This window comes from Hydrogeniiclostridium mannosilyticum (assembly GCF_003268275.1).
Taxonomy (GTDB): domain Bacteria; phylum Bacillota; class Clostridia; order Oscillospirales; family Acutalibacteraceae; genus Hydrogeniiclostridium; species Hydrogeniiclostridium mannosilyticum.
Genome location: NZ_QLYR01000001.1, coordinates 630,923 through 647,422, shown reverse-complemented (window position 1 = coordinate 647,422; position 16,500 = coordinate 630,923). Strand labels below are relative to the sequence as shown.

Here is a 16,500-nt window from a genome sequence, read left to right as displayed (position 1 = left end):
CTATGAGTAAAAATCCCTTTGGGGCCCTGCGCCTCATCCATGATTTTCCCTATGAGGCCCAGGCGGCTATTGAAGAAAAGAAACGTGTGGCGGCAGAGACGCTGAAAATGATTCAGGGCCTTGGCTATGCCGGCATCGTTACCAATGTGTCGGCTAAAAATAATTATTTGCAGGATGAAGAGGAATGGGAGGTTCTCCGTTTTGTGCTTGAGCAATGCGGCCGGATGGATCTGCGTGTTTGGCTGTATGACGAAAAGGGCTACCCCAGCGGCGGAGCCGGAGGCCAAACAGTGGCGGAGGACCGCTCCTATGAAGCCCGGGCGCTTGTGCTGCTGCACCGGCTTGTGCAGCCGGGTGAAACGGCGGAGCTGGCCTTTCCCCATGGGCATACGCGCGGAATAGCCGCTTATGCATATCTGGTGCCCGATGAGGGGATACAAGCTATCCATGCGGAGTCGCCGTACCGTACCTATGCGGTGCGCGACACCCAGGAGAAGATCACGGTGGTCAATGAGAGCGGGCGGGAGCTGCTGCTGGTTTATTTTATTGAAAAACCGTTTTATGAAGGCGCGCATGCGCAGCATAATGTCTGCGAAAGCCGCCGCTATATCGATGTTTCCAATAAAAAAGCAGTGGCTGCCTTTCTGCGCAACACATACCAGAAATATACGGACCACGTCGGCGACCAATTTACAGGCAACGGCGGCGGGATCGAAGCGATTTTTACCGATGAACCGTCCTATATGGGCAAATATATCAATGCCGGGCTGTACCCGGACGATGTTTACGACCCATTTGATGACACCATTGCGCTTTATCCACCGGTAAATTGGGGCCCGGACGTGGAACGAGCCTTCGAGGAGAAGAGGGGCTACGCCCTAGCGCCGGTGCTGCTTTACCTGTTTTTGGGCAAATCAGAACGGGCAAAGCAGGTGCGCCGCGACTTTTACCAGACGCTGACGGATTTATACGAAGCCAGCTTTTTTATGCAGATTGCGGAGTACTGTAAGGAGCATGGACTGCCGTTTTCCGGCCATATACTGCTGGAGGACGACATCCGTCTCCATCCCGTTTTTGAGGGGAATTTCTTCTCCTTATTGCGCCACATGACCTACCCCGGAATCGACATGCTGAGCTCCGTCCCCGAAAAGAACTGGGCGGATGCCTTTACGCCCAAGTTGGTTTCGTCGGTGGCGGCGGCCTACGGCAGAAAGCATGTGATGAGTGAGTCCTCCGCCCATGTTGAGGGCGGCAAGGTAAGCAAGGAGCAGATGCTTGCAGCGCCGCTGCTTCAGCTGGCGCTGGGCGTGGACATTTTTACCTCGTATTATCTGGACACCGCCCAGCCCCAGCCGGATTTTCAGGTTTGGAACCGCGCCATTTCCGGTACGGCGGAGCGGATGGCGGCGGGAAGACTCCGCACACCGTATGCGCTTTATTATCCCATCGAAACCATGAACGCCTATTATGTGCCGGAGAACGGCCTTGGAGACCCTGCCTTGCAGAATATGATGGATGCCTCCGCGGATAGTATGTCAGAGGCAATGTACACCATCCTGGGCCACCAGTCCGATTTTCGCTTTGTTGATCTGGAGATCCTGCAAAAGGGGACCTGTGAACAGGGGGCTTTCCGCTTTGGCGATATTGCGGTACAGGCCTTGGTGCTGCCGGCCTGTGAGACGGGCGAGGCGCTGCTGAAGGCTGTAGAACGGCTGGTAAAAGAGGGGCTGCCGGTTTATGCTCAGGACTGTGAGGCGTTCCATGCGCACTGTACGGCACTGTGCGGCGCAGGCGCCAAGGCGTTCAGAACGCAACGGGAGCTGGTCGAGCTGCTGGAAATTCCGAGCCGTGCGCCCATCGTTCTTGCTGAGCCCCAGCCGATGCTGATGGCTATGTGCAAAGAGGGCGAGGAGGGCACCAGGGTATTGCTGGTGAACAGTAAAGACAGCGCTGTGCGGCAGGAGATCACACTTCATTTTGCCGGGCAGGCCGAGGTTTACTCCCCCAGGGTGGATGCAGTCATCGGGACGCTTCGTTCAGGGGATATCCTGCAGCTTCAGCCCTACGAGGCTGTAATTCTGCTGGGGCCCGGGTGCAAGGCATAAGCAGGGCGTTTTTCTCGGTTTGGGGCTCAAAATGTTTTCCTACCGTTAAAATCGGATAAGATTTTTCCAAAATAGTAAATTTGTTCATAGAAGTTTTGGCGGGAGTTTGATATACTGGACTCAAATCAGAACCAAAGAAAAGAGGCTGTGAATATGAATACAAGAGCTTGGCTGGAGGATTTGAAAAAGGCAGAGCATAAAAAGGCAATGCCGGTCTTGTCCTTCCCGACAATTTCATTATTAGGCATAACCGTAAAGGATTTGATCAGCGACAGTGATTTGCAGGCCGAGGGCATGAAGCGGGTTGCCGACCGTGTGGATTCGGCGGCATCTGTCAGCATGATGGATCTTTCGGTAGAGGCAGAGGCCTTTGGCGCGGAAATCCGTGTCAGCGACGATGAGGTCCCCACGGTAATCGGTACATTGATTCATGATGAGGATGAGGCGAAGGCGCTTGCCGTTCCCCAGGTTGGGGCGGGGCGTACCGGGCTGTATATTGAGGCGATTGAGAAGGCCTGCAAGCTCATTACCGATCGCCCTGTATTTGCGGGCGTAATCGGCCCCTTCTCGCTGGCCGGCCGTCTGATGGACGTGACAGAGGCGCTGATTAACTGCTATACAGAGCCCGACATGGTTCATATTTTAATGGAGAAGGCCACGAAATTCCTGATTGAATATATTAAGGCGTACAAGACAACCGGAGCAGGCGGTGTGGTTATGGCGGAGCCGCTGACCGGCTTGCTTTCGCCGGACATGGCCGCGGAATTTTCCGAGCCCTATGTCAAGCAGATTGTAGATGCGGTTCAGGATGATAACTTCCTGGTAATTTACCATAACTGTGGGAATAATACCATCCTGATGATTGATTCGATTCTGAGAACGGGGTCCGCTGCCTATCACTTCGGCAACGCAATTGACATGAAGGAAATGCTGGAGCATGTTCCCGCAGATATTGTCACCATGGGAAATGTCGACCCGGCACTGCAATTCAGAAACGGAACGCCGGAATCCATCAAGGCTGAAACAAAGCGTATTATGTCCGAATGCTGCGGCCATTCCAATTTTGTTATTTCCTCGGGCTGCGATATTCCGCCCGCCAGCAGTTGGGAAAATATTGACGCTTTCTTCGAAGCGGTTAAGGAGTTTTACGGCGAAGCTTAAGTGCTGCCCGTTTATTCGTTTCATAGTTTACAGGCCTCGTCTGGTTTTTTCCAGGCGAGGTTTTTTGTTTGAAAACAAAATATTTCCATTGTGTAAACTTTGGCGGTTTCATATTGACGAATCAAAGCCTCTGTCTTATACTTAAATTGTTAATATCATTAACAATTTATTTAATGAATAATTAATGAACAAAGGAGGGATAGGAATGGAAGAAGAAAAAACGAGTAAAATAATTGATACGTTTCAGCGCTTTCATCAAAGCCAGCGAAAACCATTTGCACCAAAGATAGAAGGTATTACACAAAATGATTTTTTTCTGCTGCATCATTTAATGATGTGCCTGAAGCAGAAAAAGGAGCTGACCGGCGACACCGGCGAGCGCCTGGGGATTCAGATTTCGGTGCTGAGTATGGCGGCAAATATGAGTAAGCCGGCAGTGTCACAGGCCTTAAATTCCCTGGAGGACCGGGGGCTGCTCGAACGGTTTACAAGCAAGGGGGACCGCCGGGCGGTATATGTAACCATGACCGACAGGGGCAACCAGGTCATGGAGCAGGGCTGGAAGGTATTTGTCAGCTTTATGGACCGTGTTGAAAAGGAAATGGGCGAGGAGAATACCCGCCGGTTGGTCGAACTGGTCGAACAGTTTATGAACATTATGCAGCAGGTTCGCGGCGAATTTGAAATGGAGTCGGACAATGGAGGGAATAAATAAGCTATGACGAAGCTAGCCCGTTATTTAAAGCCATATATTCTGCCACTGGTGTTTTGTGTGCTGTTTCTGTTTGGGCAGGCCATGTGCGATTTGAACCTGCCAAACCTGATGTCTGACATTGTAAATGTCGGCATACAGCAAAGCGGAATCGAGGAGACAGTCCCCAAAGCGGTCAGCGCAAAGGGGATGAATTTTTTAAAGCTCTTCATGACGGAGGAACAAAAGAGCGCAATTGAGCAGAGCTACACCCAGGTTTCGGCAGGAAGCAGTGAGGCGGAGGCCTACTCGAACGACTACCCGCTCGTAAGTACGGAGGATATTCTGGTGCTTCGGGCAGATGCGGATACGGAAGCGGTGGAATCGTCCTACGGGCAAGGAATTATGACCTTTGTCAGCGCCATGAAGGAAATGGCGGAACAGGAAGGCGCTTCGACGGAGGGCACCGGTGCGGATGACTTGGAGAATGTAGATTTTTCCAAGCTTTATGAAATGCAGCCCATGCTGGAGCAGCTGCCTTCGTCCTATTTTGATTCCGCCCGTGAAAGTGCCGGGGCGGTAGACAGCTCCCTGCTCTCTCAGATGGGGGTTGTTGTAACAAAGGCGTTTTATGAGGAGTTGGGCATAGATACCGGCGCCCTTCAAATGGCCTATATTCTGCGGGTGGGCCTGTATATGCTTCTGCTCACCCTGGCAGGCGCGCTGGCGACCATCGGCGTTGGGCTGCTGGCCTCAAGAATTGCTGCGGGCGTTGCGAGAGCGCTGCGCCATGACGTGTTCAGCAGGGTGGAAAATTTCGGCAGCCGCGAGTTCGACGAATATTCTACCGCTTCCCTGATTACGCGTACAACCAATGATGTTATGCAGGTGCAAATGCTCCTGATTATTGGAATCCGCATGATCTGTTATGCGCCGATCATGGGAATTGGCGGCGTCGTTATGGCTGTCAACAAGAGCGTGTCCATGAGCTGGATCATCGCCATCGGCGTGGTGGTATTAATTGGCCTGATTCTCCTAATTTACGTGCTGGTTATGCCGAAGTTTAAGATTGTGCAAAAGCTGATCGACCGGCTGAACCTGGTAACGCGTGAGAACCTCAGTGGAATGATGGTCATTCGGGCCTTCGGCACCCAGCAGTTTGAGGAGAAACGCTTTGACGGGGCTAACAAAGATTTGACGCAAAACAACTTATACATCAACCGGGCCATGACCTTCATGATGCCGGCTATGATGTTTATGATGAATATCATTACGCTGATTATCGTGTGGGTCGGCGGCCACCAGATTGAGCAATCCGCTATGCAGGTCGGCGACATGATGGCGTTCATGCAGTATGCCATGCAGGTTATTATGAGTTTCCTGATGATTGCAATGATGTTCATTATGGTGCCACGTGCCGCTGTTTCGGGTGAACGAATTGCAGAGGTACTGGAGACAAAACCGGATGTGCTCGACGCCAAAGCGCCGGTTCACTTTCCGGAAAAGGTCCGGGGCGAGGTGACGTTTGACGACGTGAGCTTCCGCTACAATAAGGCGGAGGATATGGCGCTGGAGCATATTACCTTTACCGCCCGCCCGGGGCAGACGACTGCGATTATTGGCTCTACCGGCAGCGGTAAAAGCACGCTGGTCAATCTGATCCCCCGGTTTTATGATGTGACAGAGGGACGGATCTGTATAGACGGTGTGGATGTAAGGGCAGTGCCCCAGCATGAGCTGCGGGAAAATATCAGCTTTGTGCCGCAGAAGGGCGTGCTGTTCTCCGGCACCATTGAGAGCAACCTTTCCTATGGAAGCCCGGCAGCCTCTAAAGAGGCAATCGAAAAAGCCGCTGAGGTAGCGCAGGCCAAGGAATTTATCGAGGCAAAGCCGGAGGGCTATGAGGAACCGATTTCTCAGGGAGGAGACAATGTCTCGGGCGGTCAGAAGCAGCGTCTTTCCATTGGCCGGGCGCTGACAAAAAACGCGCCGATCTATGTGTTTGACGACAGCTTTTCCGCCCTGGACTTTAAGACGGATGCCGCGCTGCGCCGGGCATTGAAGCAATATACCGGCGATGCGGCAGTGTTGATTGTCGCCCAGCGGGTTAGTACCATCATGAATGCGGAACAGATTTTGGTTTTGGAGGACGGTCGTATTGTCGGCCGTGGTACACATAAGGAGCTGCTGCAAAATTGCAGTACCTACCGTGAAATCGCCATGTCACAGCTGTCTGAGGAGGAGTTAAAATGAGCGCAAATCGAGAAACTTCACCAAGGCTGCCGGATTTTTGTGTTGAAAAGGCAGGTGAGGCGTGATGAAAAATAAAAAAGCAATGGGCGGGCGTGGCCCGATGGGCGGCCCAATGATGCCGGGTGAAAAGCCGAAGAATTTTAAAAAGAGCTTTGGCATGCTCCTGAATTATCTCGGCCAGTTCAAAATCCACATTGTTATTGTCATGCTGTTTGCAGCGGCCTCCACGGTTTTTGCCATTGTCGGCCCCAAGGTGCTGGGGCAGGCGACTACGGAGATGTTCAACGGCATTATGGGGAAAATTTCCGGAACCGGCAGCGGCATTGATTTTGGAAAAATTGGCGGAATCCTGTTGACCTTGCTTGGACTCTACCTCGCCAGCGCCGCTTTTTCGGTGATTCAGGGCTGGCTTATGACGGGGGTTTCGATGAAGGTGACCTACCGTCTGCGCAACAGCATTATGCAAAAAATCAACCGCATGCCGCTGGGATACTTTGACCGCGTTAATCACGGCGAGGTACTTTCCCGTGTAACGAACGATGTGGATACATTGAGCCAGACGCTGAATCAAAGCATCACGCAGGTAATCACGTCGGTTACAACGCTGGTCGGCATCCTGGTAATGATGTTTTCCATTAGCTGGGAACTGACCTTGGTGGCGTTGTGCATTTTGCCGGTTTCAATGGTGTTTGTCTCCATCATTGTCAAGCATTCCCAGAAATATTTTAGGGCACAGCAAGAGTATTTGGGCCATGTCAACGGCCATGTTGAAGAAATGTACGGCGGCCATGTGGTAATGAAGGCTTTCAACGGGGAACAAAGCAGTGTGGAGAAGTTCGATGCCTACAACAACCAGCTTTATAATTCTGCATGGAAGTCTCAGTTCCTTTCCGGCCTGATGATGCCGGTGATGAATTTCGTCGGCAATGTGGGCTATGTGGCCGTCTGTATTTTGGGCGGCTGGCTGGCGGTAAACCGCGGCCTCCCTGTTGGCGATATTCAGGCTTTTGTTCAATATGTGCGGCAGTTTACCCAGCCGATTACGCAAATTGCCAATATCAGCAATATTTTACAGCAGACCATGGCGGCAGCCGAACGGGTCTTTGAGTTTTTGGACGAAAAGGAAGAAGAACCAGATGCCCCGACTGTTTATTTGGCAGACGGCGCAGCGTCCCGTCCCGGCGCGCGGGTTCAGGTAGATGGAAGCGTTCAGTTCTCCCATGTACACTTTGGCTACACGCCGGAGAAGATTATTATTCACGATTTTAGTGTGGACGTAAAGCCGGGGCAGAAGATTGCGATTGTCGGCCCGACCGGCGCCGGAAAGACAACGATGGTTAAGCTGTTGATGCGTTTTTATGATGTCAATAGCGGCAGCATTTCGGTAGATGGCCATGACATCCGCAGCTTTTCCCGCAATGAGCTGCGCTCCATTTTTGGAATGGTGCTTCAGGAAACCTGGCTCTATAACGGCACGATTATGGAGAATATTCGCTATGGCAGGATGAATGCGACCGACCGGGAAGTATTAGCGGCAGCCGAAGCCGCGCAGGCGGACCATTTTGTGCGTACGCTGCCCGGGGCTTACCAGATGGAACTCAACGAGGAGGCCAGCAATATCTCTCAGGGGCAGAAGCAGCTGCTTACAATTGCGCGGGCAATCCTTTCCGACCCGAAGATCCTGATTCTGGACGAGGCGACATCAAGTGTTGATACCCGGACGGAAATCCTCATCCAAAAGGCGATGGATAACCTGATGAAGGGGAGGACCAGCTTTGTTATTGCACATCGCCTGTCTACCATCCGTAATGCGGACTGCATTCTGTGTATGAATAACGGCGATATTGTAGAGCAGGGCACGCATGATGAGCTGATGGCGAAAAATGGTTTCTACGCCAATCTCTATAACAGCCAGTTTGAACGCCCGAGCCAGCTCCAGGAGGCTTAAGGACGATATAGACAACAAAACGCGCTCCGGCATCTTAACTGCTGAAGCGCGTTTTTTATGCTCAAGTCTCGTGCCGGCGGGTTGTCACACCTACGGCAATTCAGGGCTGGTAGCCGGTTTTATCCGCCTCTGTAATGGAACGGATTACCCGGCAAGGGACCCCGGCGGCGATGACATTCGCGGGAATATCTCTTGTGACAACGCTTCCGGAGCCAATGATGCTGTTCTCGCCAATGGTGACGCCCTGGTTGATGTGTACGCCTGCGCCGACCCATACATTGCTGCCGATTTTGACAGGCTTGGCGTAACAGCCGCCGTGAATGCGCTCGTAGGCATCGGCGGCATGATTGGCAGTGTAAATACCGACACGCGGGCCAAAGAGGACATGGTCTCCGATTTCGATGCCGCCGCAGTCCAGCAGGATGCAGTCAAAATTCGCAAAGAAATAGCTGCCGATGGAGATATTTGAGCCGAACTCACAGCGGAGGTTGGGCTCAAAATGAACCTGCTCGCCAATGGAATTAAACAGCCTTTTTAAAACAGCTTCCCGCTCGGCATGGGGCCGGCCATAGCTGGCGTTGTATTCATTGGTTAAAATTAGGGCGTTCTGCCGGGCTTTGTTGAGCTCCGGCGTCAAGTCGTTGTACATGGCCCCGGACAGGATCTGTTGCATCTGTTCATTCAAATTCAAATAAATTCCTCCTCGCCAATTGCTGAAACCGTGCATATTTTAGCACATTCGTCGGGGAATGTCACGTATTCCGAAGCAGAAAGAAGGATTTTCCATAAGCCGGTAGCTTTTAGCAGCTGGACATGCTAAAATATAACTAAGTTCATTCTGGGAGGGATTTGTCTATGTGGCCTAAAACGGTGTGCAAAGTAGTGATTATTGACGGACAGGGCGGCAGAATCGGGCGTGAATTGGTGGAGGCAGTCGACAAAAATGAGGATCGTGTAGAGGTTATTGCAATCGGGACCAACAGCACCGCCACTGCCAACATGCTAAAGGGCGGCGCACATCAGGCGGCAACAGGGGAAAATGCCGTCCTGGTTGCTTGCAGGACGGCCGACATTATCGCCGGGCCCATCGGAATGCTGGCGGCAGATGCGCTGCTGGGAGAAATCACACCGGCGATGGCCGCCGCGGTAGGACAAAGCACGGCCCGAAAGATTTTGCTGCCAGTCAACCGCTGCGAGATGGTCGTGGCCGGTGTTGCCGAAAAAAATACCGGCAAACTGATTGCGCACGCTGTAAAGCTTATTGAGGAGGCTGTCGCCGCGTACTTTGACTTGGCAGGGGCCTGCCGTTGACAGTGGGGAATATTTTTGTTATACTAATTGAAACACACACAGAAGTGCGGTGTTATTTCTGTCAGAAGACAGAAGCTTTTGCAGCAGTTTGTTCTTTGTTCAATGAAGGCCGATAAAAGAAGAATATATCTTGTATTGAGTGACGATATCCGGGAAGGTATCCGTTTCCAGAGGGAAACAGAGGCCTTCTTTTTATTTTTGTTAGGAGGAAAAAGATGAAACAGGTAAAATATTTGGTAATGACCGCCTTGTGTGTTGCACTGGGCGTAGTACTGCCGGTTACACTGCATGCAATTCCGAATGCCGGCAGCATTTTGCTGCCCATGCACATTCCGGTTTTGCTCTGCGGCTTGGTGTGCGGTCCCGTTTACGGCCTAGCGTGCGGCATACTCGCGCCCCTGCTTTCGAGCTTGATTACCAGCATGCCGCCAATGGCAATGCTTCCCAGTATGATTTGTGAGCTGGCGGTGTACGGTTTGGTGGCCGGTATTCTGATCCGTGTTATTAAGACAAGGTATAATATCGCAAATTTGTATCTTTCGCTGCTGGGCGCCATGTTGATTGGGCGCGTTATCTACGGTGCGCTGAATTCACTGATTTTCCGCGCCGGTGAGTATTCGTTACAGCTTTGGCTTACAGGGGCTTTTGTAACAGCCCTTCCAGGCATCGCCATTCAGCTTGTGTTGCTGCCGGTTTTGGTACTGGCCTTGCAAAAGGCCCGCCTTGTCGAGGCGACGGTGTAAAAAATAACAATAGGGGGAGCCACGGATAATTATCCGTGGCTCCCCCGCTTTTTACTGCCTGTGAGCCGGTTGAATCTTTCGCTCAATAGATTCGACCGGCAGATAAACAAACAGGAGCGGCTTTTATAATAATGCTAATAGCTGGGAAGGAGAATCGGCAGAAGCGTAGGGAGAAATATCCTTTGCATCGGAAAAACCGAACCCATAAGTAACGCCGATAAAGGAAACACCGGCTTTTTCGGCTCCCTCGGCATCATATTGGCTGTCCCCAATCAATACGGCTGATGCGTTCGTCTGTCCCATCTCTTTTAATGCGGCCTGAATGATATCTGATTTTGAGAGCTGTTCTTTTGTGTCAATGCCGGCGATCACATCGAAGTATTGTTTCAGGTTAAAATGTGCCAGTATTTTTTGGGCAGTGTCTTCCCGTTTCAGTGTGGCCACCCCCAGAAACCGGCCTGAATTTTTTAAATTTTGCAAAAGTTCTGAGATCCCGGGGTAGTGCTGCGCTTCAAATAAGCCGCGCTCACTTCCATATTTTCGGTGGAAAAAGGCAGCCTGTTGCGCAATAGCTTCGTCAACGCCAAAGATCCGTTTGTAGCTTTCCACAGGCGGAGGACCGATAAACTCCCGTAAACGACTATCGGGAAGAGAGGGGAGGTTCATTTGTTGCTGGGCATATTTTACTGCCCCCAAAATCCCTTTAGAGGTGTCGAGGAGTGTTCCATCCAGATCGAATAGAACCGTCTTATAATGCTTCATTATCGTCCTCCTTTTGATATAAAGACGGCGTTACAAAATGAAGCTTCATTTTTTCTGTAACTAGGTTACAAAAAAGAGGACCATAATACGGTCCTCCTTTCCTGAACACAAAGATAACTACTCACACAAATTATTTTTTCTCAAAAATTCTCTGAAGTTTAAATATTTTTCTTTATAATGACGATTGAACTCAGAGTAGTCTGCTAATTCGTAATAGTAATCAATTGGTTTTTCTCTATCGAATTCTTCCATTCTTATACTTGGTAAATGGAAAAAGTCCGTTAATTCCTGCGTTCTGGAATCCAAAGTTAAAAATAGAGCTGGTATATTCTCCCATAGACAAATTACATTGCCATGAAATCTTCCACCAAATGAAAAATCATGTCCTCTTATTCCTGTTCTCCATGAATCCGTATCAAAATATAATTTAGTATTTTTAATTAACCAGTTATTTATATAATTATAAAAACGTGAATCATTAACAGAAGAAATTAAAAAAGGTAATGAGGTCTGTTCTACAAAAGTGTAATTTCTATTGGCACAATATGTCAAATAATGTTTTTCTGATTTAGTCAAATTCCCATAAAATGTTCTGAAATTACATAAAACTTTTTTCCCTATAAATTCTTTTTTCTCGAACTGAAAATCCGGGTTTTTAGTCCAATATAAGGATGGACATCCGATTATAGAAATATTAGTTATTCCGTGTTTTTCTAAAATAGATGCTGTATACTCTCCTCTTACTCCTAGAATAGCCCGTTCCTGCATAGCAGATAAAACTTTTAAGCACGATGAATTCAAACGGAAGTCTGGATCCAATTTCCCAGCCTGTAGCCCAATACTAATCGGTACAAATGGTGTCTGCACTTTACTTAACCGTTCATACAAATAATCAAAATTAGAATTTTGATTAATCCAAATCAGATCCGTAGTTACTACAGCTTTTATATCATTTAATTGAGAATGGTCTTTCTGTATTTTATTCCACGGACTGACTTCTAAATTCAATATCTTTTCTAAAGAAGAACTAAATACTTGATTTCCAGTATTCATACCTACTGATTGAAAAGCTTTTTCTTTTGTCTCTAAGTTCAAATCAGATTTAAACATAATAACTTTACTGCCGATCTTATGTGATACATCATCTGCTTGAACATCAGTAGAGCTAAAATAAGAAATTCTTGTAGGATAATTTACCACTCCATATTTTTCACCATATTGGGGGAATTTTTCGACTAAATATTTCGCTACCGGATTTGTATCTTGAAGTTTTTGATTATGAGAAAGTTTTTTAATAATATCCGCCCAAAAAATAACCGGAATTTGAATTTCTCCGTTTTTTAACATTTCCAAATGTTTTTGATACATTTCCTGTGTCATTGGGAAGCCAAATTCTTCTGGTGAAAAACCTTCGGCCAGAATTGCATATAAAGTACGCATACATTTTTCACATATACAACAATTTTTTCCTGTAAGTGTCATCCAACAAACTCTCAAAAAAACGATATGCCAGTTCTTTTTGAAAAAGAACAAATTTTTCTAACTTTGTCAGCACGGCTATTTTCAAAGCCTTCATGCAATACTTTACAGCCACAAAAACGCACATTATTATCTATTGTAGGAAATGAAGCGCATGTATATACTTCGTTTCCTTTAATGGAGTCAGTGGAAGCAATGTATATTTGTTTAATTCCTTCAAGATACGCAAGAGGAGCTGAATGAGTAATAATCGCGATACCATGTTGAAATCCATGCCACCAATTTTCATGATTAGGTTTTGCAACCCGTTCATTTAAAAAATTATAGTTAATAACGCTCCGAAAGGATGTCTTAATAAAACTATAAGGTAAAGAAAACTTTTCAGCTGTTTGTTTAACAGCATCCTTTACATTATTCCATCCATCAATATTATGGAAAAAAATATCCGAACCCAATAAGGTGACCAACATAGGTTCTTCATTAAGTGTTGAGATTAAACTCGCGGTTGCATCCACACCACCGCTAAAAAATAATAAACTTTTATTTAAGCCTTTTATAACCGAATTTTTGACCTTTCTTTTAATAGATAAGGAGCCTTTAAAATCAATTGCCGGATACATTTCTTGATATCCTGACTTAATTTCGTCAATAGAATAAAGAAAATCTTCATCCACTTCATTTATTACAATTTCTGCATCAAACACCCATGAAATAGGTAAAAAATTACCTAAAAATGGTATAACTGCAATAGAGTCTGGACACCATGTCATATCTCTATCGTACTTCACAAAATAGGATTGTTGTTCTTGAAATGCATCTTTCCATTCACCTTCTACATAGTAAAAATATTCTATAGATTCTCGACATTTTAATATTTTGGTTAAAGTTAATTTATTGAGAGACATTATTTCCACACCTCACTGATAATAATTCATTTAAAAAACTTCCCAGCGATCTTTTTTATCCTTTCCCTGGCCTTTCCGCCTTTAGGAAATTTCTTATTGATCCAATGATAAAAACTCATAAAGACGCCATCAGTATAAATCTCCTTTAATTCCTCCGGGATCTGCTGTTGGACAACAGGACTTTCATTTTGTTTCCAAAATCCTTGAGTTACCATATCTTGTGCCCAAATTTCCGACAGAGAAATTCTTGAAAGTCCTGCATATACTTCGTCTTCCATGTAACAGCAGGAAAATACCGCCCGATCAAAATCTGTGGCATGGCATAAAAAGTTTTCAAAGGGAGCAGCTAATTCTGCCCCTCTTAGCTCAAACATATCCAGTTTATCAGAAAAATGCGTTAGAATTTCTTGAGTAAAGTCCAATACACCCCGATGGAGTTCTCCATAAACATATTTCTCAATATAACCCATCCTGTTTTCTTCAAATACTGGCTCAATTCCGGTAGCTGTTTTCTGATAGCCAATACACGAAGGACCATTTTCTATGATCAAGGATTCCCGTACGCTGACACTTCCTGAAGGTAAGAAATCATAATAGGAAGAAAAATGGTAACCAGACTTCTTCGCGACATAGCTGGTATTATATCCGTTTGAGTAAAGAAAATAAGCGTTGATGGGTACTTCTGCCAAATCGCATAAAATGCTCTGAAGTTTACCACTGTATCCCAAATCAATGGTAGCGTCATGTTTTCCAAAAATTGACTTCATATATTCCTGTAAAGACTGGGTACTGTCTTGCCTTTTCGTATCGTCATAAGAAATATTCAGCATCACATTGATGAAACAAACAAAATCTCCCATTGTTTTGAAATTTTGGTTTAATAATATTCCATTATCCCTATAGGTCCTTTCATCCTCTAGGGTAAGTGGTTTTAAAACTGCGGCATACATTTCAAGAATATCCTGAGGTGTATGCTGAATGATGTCCATATGATTACAAATATCATAAAAGTTATGTGCAGTTTTAATCTGATACGGCAATAACGCCTTTCTGGATACATAAACATAGTCTGAAGGAGGAGGGTTTTTGTAGTAGAGTGCCAACATATCGTAAACCTGTTTAAAGAGATACCCATCCCGAGATAAAAAATGAAGTTTTTCATATCCCTGTAGGCAAGCGTCATCCGCTATTTTTTTAGTGAAGCCAAATGCAAGCATCCCTAACAGGTAAAGCCCCATAAAATAGGGATCTCCATTATAATTAGAATTTTTATAAAAAGAATAGTAAAAAGGATTATCAAAATAGCGGTTGGCGATAACTCCTAACATGCAACGAATCGGAAGTTGCTGCATTGCATAAGTATAGTTAGCTAAAAATCCCTGAGGCTTAGCATAAATACTAATACAGTCATTTGTTTTTAACCTAGACACCCAATTTCCAAAAATATCAGTGGCTTTCGGTACAAAATAGGCCTTAATCCCACAAGAACGTGCTTTCAAAATATCGGTATTCCAATTATCTCCAATATGCAACATCTGGGAAGCATCTTTAATTTCTAAATCACTTATGATCAGTTCGAAAAGTTTACCGGTGGACTTCAATAATCTTTTATCTGAGGAAAGATAAAATGCATGGTACCCTGAATACCCACATTTGGTTAACATGGTTTCAAGTGTATTTTTAGATAAATACATATCAGAAGTAATGACCACTTTTTTTCCGACGGATAACGCAAGTTCAAATAATTGCTTTACAGACTTTCTAGGATAGCAGAGTTCTATTTCTAGCTGTTCTTCCATTCTCATAAAGTTTAGACAAGTTTGCAACGGAAGATGGTATATTTCTGACATTTTATGGTAAATTTCTTCTAATACAACATCTTCACAAAAGGGTTTTTCAATCCTCAGAAGTCTACGAGCTTGTGTTTCTGATTCAATACGGATATCATAAAAAGGCAAATCTTTATATTCTGCATATTGTTTTTGAATCGCAATGGTTAATAATTGAAAAATATCATCGGGCTTCCATAATGGACGCAAAATTAATGTATCAAAAACATCAAAACTGATTGTTTCAATTTTTGAATCCATTATAAGGTTTATTATTTCTTCGTACTGGTGATTCCAAGATGTTTTTAGGTCGGTAAAATAGGCATCATCTGGCCGTGCAAATTCAAAATTTTCTTTCTGAAAACCTTGTAAAAATTCAGCCTTAAAACTATCTTTTTCTTCTTGTAACACATCGAAGCGCTCTAACGCATCTTTCACATTCCAAGAATGCCAGCGGAAATACCTATTTTTCCATTCCTGGAAATGCTTTTTATATTTAGAAAACACCATTTGCTTTTTCAAGAAAGATTCAATAAAGTCAAAAACTCTTCTCACGTCATTTACTTTTGAGCGAACATTTTGTAAAGATGTGGATATTCCGGTAGATGCAGCAGCATGACGGTAGTAGATATAGCCGTCATGAGGAATAAAGCACATTTTCTCTGCAAAATAATATAAAACTGTAGAAAAAGCAATATCCTCTGTCATAGTTAAATTTCCAGAAATATATTGATATTCTGGCAAGGCTTTATCCCATAATTTCCTCGTATAGATTTTGTTGTATACCGTATGCCAAGAAAAGCAGTATCCTTCATTTTCGTAAAAGGTATCAAAAATATTTTGGCCTACCAGTATTCTTTCAGCTGTTAGACCAAAATTCGAATTGTAACGAAATCTCCAATGATTTTCGTCCTCCATAATGGTATTGCCCATTACAATATCAGCATGTTCTTGTTCTGCCTTATCAATTAAAACGCGGTAGAAGTCTAATGTAATTTCATCATCGCTATCAACAAAAGCAATATAGTCCCCATGAGAGGCATGCACACCGGTCAATCTGGCCTGAAATAATCCTTTGTTTTTCTCATGATGAATAATTTTGATTCTATCATCCAATTTTGCATAATTATTTAGAAGCTTCAGAGAACCGTCAATTGAACAATCGTCTACTGTGATGATTTCTAAATTTCTATAAGATTGATTTAATACGCTGTCCAGACACTTCTCAAGATAATTTTCAACATTATATACAGGGATGATAACTGATAGCAGTGGAGTATTTAGCATGGTGTCCCGCTCCTTTTATTCCGTAA

Annotated in this window: 12 protein-coding genes; 7 read left to right on the top strand and 5 right to left on the bottom strand. The window is 45.6% G+C overall.

All coding sequences use genetic code 11. The annotated features are described in order from the left end of the window. Positions 1-2 precede the first annotated feature (2 nt). From DPQ25_RS03040 to DPQ25_RS03020, 5 genes are all read left to right on the top strand, one after another. Positions 3-2,105: a glycosyl hydrolase gene (locus DPQ25_RS03040; protein ID WP_177576807.1), complete on the top strand. Its 2,103-nt coding sequence runs from the start codon at positions 3-5 to the stop codon at positions 2,103-2,105. A gap of 153 nt (positions 2,106-2,258) precedes the next feature. Beyond that, positions 2,259-3,266: a uroporphyrinogen decarboxylase family protein gene (locus DPQ25_RS03035; RefSeq protein WP_112331687.1), complete on the top strand. Its 1,008-nt coding sequence runs from the start codon at positions 2,259-2,261 to the stop codon at positions 3,264-3,266. 205 nt (positions 3,267-3,471) lie between these two features. After that, complete coding sequence (locus tag DPQ25_RS03030) at positions 3,472-3,981, top strand: MarR family winged helix-turn-helix transcriptional regulator (protein ID WP_177576806.1); 510 nt, start codon at positions 3,472-3,474, stop codon at positions 3,979-3,981. A 3-nt stretch (positions 3,982-3,984) separates the two neighbouring features. Further along, entirely contained in the window at positions 3,985-6,210 is a 2,226-nt protein-coding gene (locus tag DPQ25_RS03025; RefSeq protein WP_112331685.1) for an ABC transporter ATP-binding protein, read from the top strand. A gap of 64 nt (positions 6,211-6,274) precedes the next feature. Further along, positions 6,275-8,158, top strand: a complete 1,884-nt coding sequence (locus DPQ25_RS03020) for an ABC transporter ATP-binding protein (protein WP_242978198.1) — start codon at positions 6,275-6,277, stop codon at positions 8,156-8,158. A gap of 100 nt (positions 8,159-8,258) precedes the next feature. Here the strand turns inward: DPQ25_RS03020 and DPQ25_RS03015 are convergent, their stop codons facing one another. Further along, positions 8,259-8,849 carry a sugar O-acetyltransferase gene (locus DPQ25_RS03015; protein WP_112331684.1) on the bottom strand — a complete coding sequence of 197 codons (591 nt, stop codon included), beginning with the start codon at positions 8,847-8,849 and terminating at the stop codon, positions 8,259-8,261. 164 nt (positions 8,850-9,013) lie between these two features. Between DPQ25_RS03015 and DPQ25_RS03010 the strand changes: the two genes are divergently transcribed. Further along, positions 9,014-9,469, top strand: a complete 456-nt coding sequence (locus DPQ25_RS03010) for a DUF3842 family protein (RefSeq protein WP_112331683.1) — start codon at positions 9,014-9,016, stop codon at positions 9,467-9,469. Between the two features lie 215 nt (positions 9,470-9,684). Then, a complete protein-coding gene (locus DPQ25_RS03005) occupies positions 9,685-10,212 on the top strand; it encodes an ECF transporter S component (protein ID WP_112331682.1) in 528 nt (175 codons plus the stop codon). 123 nt (positions 10,213-10,335) lie between these two features. On the opposite strand, the gene DPQ25_RS03000 is transcribed toward DPQ25_RS03005, so the two are convergent. The 4 genes from DPQ25_RS03000 to DPQ25_RS02985 all read right to left on the bottom strand — a co-directional run bounded on the left by DPQ25_RS03000 (position 10,336) and on the right by DPQ25_RS02985 (position 16,474). Then, positions 10,336-10,974, bottom strand: a complete 639-nt coding sequence (locus DPQ25_RS03000; protein WP_112331681.1) for an HAD hydrolase-like protein — start codon at positions 10,972-10,974, stop codon at positions 10,336-10,338. A 117-nt stretch (positions 10,975-11,091) separates the two neighbouring features. Further along, on the bottom strand, positions 11,092-12,456 hold the full coding sequence (locus DPQ25_RS02995) for a polysaccharide pyruvyl transferase family protein (RefSeq protein WP_112331680.1): 1,365 nt from the start codon (positions 12,454-12,456) through the stop codon (positions 11,092-11,094). Between the two features lie 11 nt (positions 12,457-12,467). Further along, positions 12,468-13,358, bottom strand: coding sequence for a hypothetical protein (locus tag DPQ25_RS02990; protein WP_112331679.1), 891 nt, complete (start codon positions 13,356-13,358; stop codon positions 12,468-12,470). A 26-nt stretch (positions 13,359-13,384) separates the two neighbouring features. Next, positions 13,385-16,474, bottom strand: coding sequence for a glycosyltransferase (locus tag DPQ25_RS02985; RefSeq protein WP_112331678.1), 3,090 nt, complete (start codon positions 16,472-16,474; stop codon positions 13,385-13,387). Positions 16,475-16,500: the final 26 nt, after the last annotated feature.